Origin of the sequence: Kitasatospora sp. NPDC057518 (assembly GCF_042802075.1) — a bacterium.
GTDB lineage: Bacteria > Actinomycetota > Actinomycetes > Streptomycetales > Streptomycetaceae > Kitasatospora.
Genome location: NZ_JBHVEU010000385.1, coordinates 1 through 8,569 on the forward strand (window position 1 = coordinate 1; position 8,569 = coordinate 8,569).

Sequence of the window (8,569 nt, forward strand, 5' to 3'; positions counted from 1 at the left end):
GCCGGCCGGGCCGGCTTCCCACTCCCGGGGAGACACCGGGGAAAGGCCCGGGGACGCATCCGGCCCGGGCGGCCCGCTCAGTGCGTGCGGCGGGTGACCAGCTCGGCGAGCGCCAGCAGCTCGTCGGCCGCGGCCGGCTCCGGGACCGCGGCGGCCAGCTGCGCCATCGCCGTGGCCATCCGCTCGCAGGACTCGCCCTGCGCCCAGCCACGCCCGCCGGCCGCCTCGACGGCCGCCGCGCACTGCGCCAACTCCTCGGGGCTCAGCGGGCGTTCGATCGCGTACAGCTCGGCCAGCCGCTTGCCGTCCACGGTGCCGGACCCCAGCGCCGCGACCACCGGCAGCGACTTCTTCCGGGCGACCAGGTCCGCGCCGACCGGCTTGCCGGTGACCGCCGGATCCCCCCAGATGCCGATCAGGTCGTCGATCAGCTGGAAGGCCAGGCCGATCTCCCGGCCGAAGCCGTCCAGCGCCTGCGCCGCCTCCTCGGAGGCACCCCCGTACAGGGCTCCCATCGAGCAGGCCGCGCCGAGCAGCGCGCCGGTCTTGGCCTCCGCCATCGCGAGGCACTCGGGCAGCGAGACGTCGTCGCGCCGCTCGAAGGCGCAGTCGATCTGCTGGCCCTCGCAGAGCTCGACCACGCAGTCGGCGAGCCGGCGGATCGAGCCCTGGGCGGCCGGGTGGGTGTCCTCGGCGAGCAGGCGCAGCGCGAGGGAGTGCATGGCGTCCCCGGCCAGGATGGCCTCGGTGGTGCCGAACACCCGCCAGGCGGTGGGCCGGTGGCGCCGGGTGTCGTCCCGGTCGATGACGTCGTCGTGGAGCAGGGTGAAGTTGTGCACCAGCTCCACCGCGGCGGCCGCGGCGACGGCCTCGTTGGGCCTGCCGCCCAGGGCCTGGGTGGCGGCGAGGACCATGGCCGGCCGGATCGCCTTGCCGGCGGGTGCCTCGGCGGGGGTGCCGTCCGCCTCCCACCAGCCGAAGTGGTAGCCGGACACCTTGCGCATGGTGCCGGGCAGCGAGTCGACGGCGGCCCGCAGGACCGGGTCGACCAGGGCGCGGGTCCGGGCGAGGATGTCCGCCGCCTCGTGCCCCTCTTTGTGGTCCCGCTCCAGCGTGGGACTCGTCATGGGTCTCTCCCCCTGTCGGGCGCCTGTCGTGGGACGGCCCGCCGACGGCGGACCGGAGTTGCGCTGCGGTGCCGGGCGCGGTCGCGCCTCGCCCCGGCCGGGCCCGTGCCGACGGGGTCGGTACGCACCGGGGTCGTACCGGCAGGGTCGGTACGCGCCGGGGTCGTACCGGCCGGGTCCGTACGCGCCGGGGCCGCCGTCCGCCGGGGCCGGATGGGCGGCCCCGACGGACGGCACGGCGGCGCGGCGCCGCGACCGGCCGCGCGAACCGTCAGTACTGCGCGATGTCCACGTTCTCCAGGACGCCGACCGCGTCCGGCACCAGGATCGCGGCGGAGTAGTAGGCGCTCACCAGGTAGGAAATGATGGCCTTGTCGTCGATTCCCATGAACCGCACCGAAAGGCTCGGCTGGTATTCGTCCGGAATTCCGGTCTGGTGGAGGCCGATGACGCCCTGGTTGTCCTCGCCGATTCGCATCGCGAGGATCGAGCTGGTGCTCCCGACGATCGGGATCTTGTTGCACGGGAAGACCGGGACGCCGCGCCAGGACTGGATCTGCTTGCCGTCGACCTCGACCGTGTCCGGGTAGAGGCCGCGCTTGTTGAGCTCCCGGCCGAAGGCGGCGATGGCCCTGGGGTGGGCCAGGAACAGCTTGGTGCCGCGGCGGCGGCTGAGCAGCTCGTCCATGTCGTCCGGGGTGGGCGGGCCGGAGTGGGTCTGGAAGCGCTGGTCGTACGCGGCGTTGCCGAGCAGCCCGAAGTCGGGGTTGTTGACGAGCTCGTGCTCCTGGCGCTCGCGCAGGGCCTCGATGGTCAGCCGCAGCTGGTGCTCGGTCTGGTTCATCGGCTGGTTGTAGAGGTCGGCGACCCGGCTGTGCACCTTGAGGATGGTCTGCGCGACGCTGAGCTCGTACTCGCGCGGCTTGAGCTCGTAGTCCACGAAGGCGCCGGGCAGCTCGTACTCGCCCTGGTGGCCGGCGGAGAGGTCGATCGCGGCCTCGCCGTGCTTGTTCTGCGCCTGCTGGAAGCCGTTCAGGTATTCGATGATCTGGAGCTGGAGCGCCTCGGAGCGGTCGTGCAGCTCCTGGAAGGCGGGCCAGGACAGCGTCATCACGGTGCCGGCCGTCGCAGCGCGGACGGTGTACGGCCAGGCGCCGCCGTCCTGCCGGACCGCCTCGTCGCCGAGGTGGTCGCCGTCGGCGAGGGTGCCGACGACCGTCTCCTCGCCGTACTTGCCGGTGCCCAGCCGGTCGAGCTTGCCGTGCGCGATCAGGAACACCTCGGTGATCGGGGCGCCGGCCTGGACCAGCACGTCGCCCGGGGCGAACTCCCGCTGCACGAAGCGCGAGGCCAGCTCCTCCAGCACGGCCTCGTCCTGGAATCCGCGCAGCACCGGCACCTCGGCCAGCGTGGGCGCGACGATCCGCACCTCGGCACCGGTCTTGACGAAACCCACCCGGCCGCGGCCGACCGAGTGGCGCAGGCGGCGGTTCACCCGGTAGGTGCCGCCGGACACCTGCACCCAGGGCAGCTTCCTGAGCAGCCAGCGCGGGCTGATGCCCTGCATCTGGGGCGCGGACTTGGTGGTCGTCGCGAGGTTCCGCGCGCCGGCCGTGCTCAGACTCTGCTGCTGCCGGATCTCCGACTGCGCACTGGGCGCGGGAATTCCGGCATTGGTTTCGGTCGACATGGGGGAGCCCTTCGCATATCCCGATGAAGTGTCGCCTTGCACATGCGTGTTGCAGCTTCATGGTGGGCCCTGTCGAGGGTGCCCCGCAATCACTCGTTCGAGTGGTTCGGAATGCCTAAACAAATAGTACGAATAGATCACCCGATCGATATCTGTTCGACCGTCCATTCGAACAACTCGGAGCGCGGCGCCCCATCCTCCCCCATCCGCGCCCCGAACCGCGCCACCCCGCGCCACGATCCACAGGCGGCGCCCCCGCCGTCCGGACCGTTCGAACAGGCCGCTAGGGTGCCCTGACCCTTCGTCAACTCTCTTCCCGAGAGGGTCACATGAGTGCACCCGTACGTGTCTGGCTGAACCGCACCTACGCCGAGAACGTCTTCTTCATCGAACAACTGCGCGCCGCCCCGCGCCCGGTGGTGGTCCACGCGACCCACGGCGACCCGGACTCCCCCGTGCTCGCCGCCGCCGACCACGGCAGCGCCGAGCCGGCCGACCTGCCGGCGGACGGCTACGTCGGCTACGCGCTGGACTACTGCGCCCGGCACGCCGTCGACGTCTTCGTCCCGCAGCTGCACCAGCTCGCCATCGCCCTCGCCCGGCCGGAGTTCGAGGCGATCGGCACCGCGCTGCTCTGCCCGCCGGCCACCGCGATAGCGGCCTTCACCAGCAAGGCCGACGGCTACGCGGTGATCGCCGGGGCCGGCCTGCCCACCCCGCCCTGGTGGCGGGTGCGCACCCCCGGCGAGCTGTGGGACGCCGTCGAGCGGATCGAGGGCGCCGGGCACACCGCCTGCCTCAAGCCCACCGCCGGTGCGGGCGGCGCCGGCTTCCGGGTGCTCACCCGGGAACCGTACGGAGCGCGGCGGCTGACCGGCTGGGACCACCGGGTGCAGGTCGATCAGGTGGCCGCGGCACTGGCCGAGGGCGGCCCGGACGGCGAGCCGGTGGACCTGCTGGTGATGCCGTACCTGGACGGACCGGAGGTCTCGGTGGACTGCCTCGCCGACCGGGACGGCGGCCCGCTCACCGCGGTCGGACGCACCAAGGAGGGCCGCCGCCGCGGCTTCACCACCGAGGAGTGCTACCTGGACCCGGTCCGGCGGCTGGTCCGGGCGACCGGCATGGCGTACCTGTCCAACGTGCAGTTCCGCCGCTTCGACGGCCGGCCGGTGGTCATCGACGTCAACACCCGCCCCGCCGCCGGGCTCCACCAGCTGCGGCTGTGCGGCCTCAACCTGCCGTGGGACGCGGTGCGGCTGGCGCTCGGGGAGCGGCCGGAGTACCCGGGGGCGGAACCGGACGTGCGCGGCATCGAGTACACGCTGGTGTCCGGCATCCGGCCGGTGCTGCAGCGCCGGGCGCCGGGACGGGTGTCACTGGTCCGGGCGCTGCACCGGTGAACGGCCGAGCCCCTAGAGCGGGCCGTTCCAGTCGAGGGTCGGCTCCAGCACGCCCTCCAGGGTGAGCAGCCAGCGCTTCACCTCGATCCCGACCCGGCCGCCGCCGAAGCCGCCGATCCCGTCCGCCGCCACCACCCGGTGGCAGGGCAGCAGCAGGGGGACGGGGTTGGCGGCCATCATCTGCCCGACCGTGCGGGCGGCCAGGCCGGGCTCCGTCACGTCCTCGAACACCCCGCTGCGGGCGGCCAGTTCGCCGTAGGTGATGGTCCGGCCGTACGGCACCTCGCGCCAGAGCGCCTGCAGCACCGCGCGGTGCGGGCCGGAGCTCAGGCTCCAGTCGATCGGCAGGCCCAGGTCGCGGGTGCGGCCCGCCAGGTAGGCGCCGATCCGCTCGGTGACGGCGGCGATCTTCGACTCGTCGGTGCACGGCGGCGCCTCGCCCTCGCGCGGCCCCCGGTAGCCGGCCGACACCACACCGAGCGGGGTCACCGCGATGTGCATCGGCCCGCTGGGCAGCGGCGTGGGCACGGTCAGCCAGGACATCGACCAGGACTGCGGCACGTTCGGGCCCCCACCCTCCGCCGGACCGGCCGCCGGCCACCCCGGCGTCCGGGGGGCGTCCCCGCCCCGCGCGCCATCGTACGGCGGGCGGCCGACAGGCCACGGCGCGCGATCCACGGGCTCGGGCGGGCCGACAGCGGGCTCGGGCGGGCGGACAACGGGCTCCGGCGAACGGGCCGAGGGCTCCGGCGGCCGGCCCGGGTGCGGACGGTCCGCAGCCCGGGCCCGGGCGGCTCCGGTCAGAACTGCCCCTTCAGTCCGCGCGCGTTCGACGCGCACCAGTGCACCAGCTCGGCGCGGTCCGGGGCGCGGCCCTCGCACAGCACGGCGAGCTGTTCGTCGTTGATCCGGTTCGGCCCCGGGATCTCCAGCAGGTACGCCAGGTCCGCCAGTACGGTGGCGAGCCGCTCCGCGTCCGCGTGGTCCAGGGTGACCGCGGACCCGTGATGGCTGATGGTGAGCGAGCCGGGCATGATCGACCTCCTCCGTCACCCCCGTCCTCCACCGTACGACCGGGTCGGCCGCCCCGCCCGCCGCGGAGGCGTACGTGCGCGGGTGGGGCAGCCGGTTGCGCTCCGGGGCCGGCCGGGCGCGGTGCGCGGTGGGCCGGGGGTGCGCCCCGGAGCCGTCCGAGGGGTTGGTCAGCTGTCCGGGCCCTCCTCCCAGCGACGGTCACGTACCGCCGGTACGGCCAACACTACGGCCCCGGCCGCCAGTTGCCAGACCGCTCCGATCAGCAGCACGGTGTCCGCGCCGAACCGGCCCGCCAGCGGACCGGCCGCCGCCAGCCCGAGCGGGCCGAGGGCGAAGGAGCCCAGCACGCCGAAGGCCGTCACCCGGCCGAGCAGTTCCACCGGCACCCACTTCTGGGTGGTGGTGCCGTAGAGCGTCCCGCAGACCGCCGAGCCGACCCCGGCCACCAGTGCGCCGGCGGCCACCCAGGGCAGCCCCGCCCCGGCCGCGAGCGCCGCGGAGGGCAGCGCCCAGGCCAGCGCCGCCAGGGACGCCACCGCGAGCGGGCGGGCCGGCGACCGGCCGAGCACCAGCAGGCCGCCCAGCACCGCGCCGACGCCGTAGACCCCCATCACCAGGCCCCAGGCGCGGGCACCGCCGAGGTCCCGCTGCGCGAGCAGCGGGCCGAGCACCAGGAAGGGGGCCCAGACCAGCAGGTTGAACAGGCCCATCTGCACGGTGGTGACCCACAGCCACGGGCGGGAGGCGAACTCCGACCAGCCGGCCCGCAGGTCCCGGACCATCGACCCCTCGCCGGCCGCCGCCCGCACCGGCAGCCGCAGCCTGGCCAGCGCGAAGGCGCCGACACCGTACGTCACCGCGTCGGCCAGCAGCACCGCCGCCGGGCCCCAGGCGGCGGTGACCAGGCCGGCGGTGGCGGGGCCGACCACGGTGGACACCGAACGGGCCAGCCCCAGCAGGGCGTTGGCGTCCGCCACCAGTCCCGTACGGCGCACCAGGTCGGGCACGATCGCGCCGAAGGCCGGCATGAACAGCCCCTCGCCGACCCCCCAGAGCGCCACCAGCGCGACCATCGCCCAGACCGGGGCGCGCCCGGCCGCCAGCAGCCCGGCGAACAGCGCCTGGACCACGCCGCGCAACAGGTCCGAGCCCAGCATCACCCGGCGGCTGCCGAGCCGGTCCGCGATCGCCCCGCCGGCCAGCAGCACCAGCACCACGGGGAGGATCCGGGCCGCCATCACCCACCCCAGGGCGGTGCCGCCCCCGCCGTTGCCGCTTCCACCACCACCGCCGTCGAGCACCGCGAAGGCGACCGCGACCGGCGCCATCGAGGAGCCGATCAGGGAGGTCGTGTACCCCAGGAAGAACCACGTGAACTCGCGCTCGCCGAACACGGCGATCCGGTCTCCCAGGCGCCTTCGGCGGGCCGGGATCCGTTCGGTCTGCACTGCCATGTGCAGAAAGTCTGCGCGTCGACGGAGGGTGGATTCAAGGGATTGCGGGAAAAAAGTTGAGCCTTTGGGAATCAATTCTATGAGGATTCGATCTACCGCAGTAAATTCACACCTCCATGGCTCTCCACCTGCCGTTTACTGCGCCCAGCGACTACGGTTCAGATGTCCCGGAACAGTGATTTACTGCGGCACTTGGATTTCGGAAGAAGGCGATCGTGACAGGAACCGCGACAGCACTCCCACCGGTCGAATACGCCGTCGCCGTCGAGCGCTACCTGGCCGCCTCCGGGCTCGCCGACGGCTCCCGGCGGATCTACCGGATCGCACTGGACACCTGGGCCTGGGCACTCGCCGACCGGCCCGCCCCCACCGGCCCCGAACGGCGACGGGCCCGGCCGCCCGTCCTGCCGCTCGCCCTGCTCGACCACCCCGACGCCGCCGAGCGGCTCCGCGCCGCAGCCGCCCGGCGCGGCGCCGACACCGACCCGCGCACCCTCAACCGGGAGCTCTCCACCCTGCGCGCGGCCGTGGCCTGGTGGCGGGCCCGCGGCTGGCTCGACGGCGACCCGACCACCGGCCTGCTCCCCCGCCCACTGCCCGAACCCGCCACGGCCACCGGCCCGTTGAGCCCCGAGGAACTGCGCGCCCTGTTCGCCCTCCGCGCGCCGCTGCGCGAGCAGGCGCTCTGGCACCTGCTGCACGAGTCCGGCGCCGCGATCGAGACCGTCCTCGCCCTGGACACCGACCACCTCGACCCGCCCCGCCGCCGCACCCGCCCGCCCGGCACCCCGGTGCACTGGCAGTCCGGCACCGCCCGGCTGCTCCCCCTCCTGGTCGCCGGCCGCGCCACCGGCCCGCTCTTCCTCACCGACCGCCGCGCCCCCGCCGGCACCCCCGACCGCGACCGCTGCCCGTACACCGGCCACGCCCGTCTCTCCTACCGCCGCGCCGCCGAACTCTTCACCGCCCACACCCGGCCGCTCGGCCCGGGCTGGACGCTCCGCCGCCTGCGATCGGGGCGGTAGGGCGGGGCGGTAGGGCAGGGCGGGGGTGGCCGCAGCGTCGGGCTTTCCGGCGGCCCCGTCCGCGCCGTTACGCAGCCGATGGGCGGCCGTGACACGACCGGCCGAGGACCGCGACACGGCCCTCCTAGCGTCATCCCCGACGCCACCGGCCGAACCCGTCGAACCGGGTGAAGCGGCCGGAGGGTGTCCACGACGAGGACGTACGCGTCCGGCGCCGACGACGGACGTCCCACGACACCGGCCCGCCGGGGCCCGCGAAACCGCACCGCGGACCGCACCGCGGACCGGCGGCCACCACCCACCGACCGACGCACGATGGAGACACCCCGTATGAGCAGGAGCCGTACCCACCACTCCCCCACCCGCCGCGTCCTGGCCGCCTGCGCCCTGACCGGCGCCGCGCTGCTGGCCACCGTCACCGGCGGGCAGGCCTGGGCCGACGGCGCACCGAAGCCGGCCGCGCCCTCCGCCGCCCCGGCCGGCGACGCCGCGGTGCGGACCGCCCCGCCCGCACCCGCCGCGCCCTCCGCCGCCCCGAAGGCCGAGGCCTCGCCGGCCGTGGCCGCCCCGAAGGGCGCCGCCCCGGCCCCGGCCGCCCCCGGCGGCGCCCAGCCGCAGGTCCGCGAGGTGCCCAAGGGCGCCGCGCAGGCCGGTGACGGCTCCACCGCCTCCGACGGTTCCGGCCTGATGCTCGCCGGTGGCGGCACCGTCGCGGCCGTCGGCGCCGCGGGCCTGGGCTTCGCCCTCCTGCGCCGCCGCTCCGGTGCGCGCGGCTGACACCGGTCCCGAGTCCGCCGGGCACCCCGGCGCCGCTTCCCCGTACCCGGCCAGTCGG

The 8,569-nt window shown here is 75.0% G+C and carries 8 protein-coding genes; 3 read left to right on the forward strand and 5 right to left on the reverse strand.

The genetic code is table 11. The features are described 5' to 3' along the window. Positions 1–77 precede the first annotated feature (77 nt). The gene (locus ACFU7Z_RS30420; protein WP_049657139.1) at positions 78–1,127 is read right to left on the reverse strand and encodes a family 2 encapsulin nanocompartment cargo protein polyprenyl transferase; all 1,050 of its coding nucleotides are present in this window, start codon (positions 1,125–1,127) and stop codon (positions 78–80) included. A 271-nt stretch (positions 1,128–1,398) separates the two neighbouring features. Beyond that, entirely contained in the window at positions 1,399–2,817 is a 1,419-nt protein-coding gene (locus ACFU7Z_RS30425) for a family 2B encapsulin nanocompartment shell protein (RefSeq protein ID WP_074001715.1), read from the reverse strand. Positions 2,818–3,146: 329 nt separating this feature from the next. Between ACFU7Z_RS30425 and ACFU7Z_RS30430 the strand changes: the two genes are divergently transcribed. Next, complete coding sequence (locus ACFU7Z_RS30430) at positions 3,147–4,220, forward strand: ATP-grasp domain-containing protein (protein WP_049657134.1); 1,074 nt, start codon at positions 3,147–3,149, stop codon at positions 4,218–4,220. 12 nt (positions 4,221–4,232) lie between these two features. Here the strand turns inward: ACFU7Z_RS30430 and ACFU7Z_RS30435 are convergent, their stop codons facing one another. The 3 genes from ACFU7Z_RS30435 to ACFU7Z_RS30445 form a co-directional block, all read right to left on the reverse strand. Next, a complete protein-coding gene (locus ACFU7Z_RS30435; RefSeq protein WP_380781025.1) occupies positions 4,233–4,781 on the reverse strand; it encodes a methylated-DNA--[protein]-cysteine S-methyltransferase in 549 nt (182 codons plus the stop codon). Between the two features lie 239 nt (positions 4,782–5,020). After that, entirely contained in the window at positions 5,021–5,254 is a 234-nt protein-coding gene (locus ACFU7Z_RS30440; protein WP_049661653.1) for a hypothetical protein, read from the reverse strand. Between the two features lie 168 nt (positions 5,255–5,422). Next, complete coding sequence (locus ACFU7Z_RS30445; protein ID WP_380781027.1) at positions 5,423–6,709, reverse strand: MFS transporter; 1,287 nt, start codon at positions 6,707–6,709, stop codon at positions 5,423–5,425. A gap of 215 nt (positions 6,710–6,924) precedes the next feature. Between ACFU7Z_RS30445 and ACFU7Z_RS30450 the strand changes: the two genes are divergently transcribed. Further along, positions 6,925–7,734 (forward strand): hypothetical protein, encoded by an 810-nt coding sequence (locus ACFU7Z_RS30450; RefSeq protein WP_380781029.1) that lies wholly within the window; start codon positions 6,925–6,927, stop codon positions 7,732–7,734. Between the two features lie 330 nt (positions 7,735–8,064). Then, positions 8,065–8,511: a sortase-dependent protein gene (locus ACFU7Z_RS30455; RefSeq protein ID WP_380781031.1), complete on the forward strand. Its 447-nt coding sequence runs from the start codon at positions 8,065–8,067 to the stop codon at positions 8,509–8,511. Positions 8,512–8,569 lie beyond the last annotated feature (58 nt).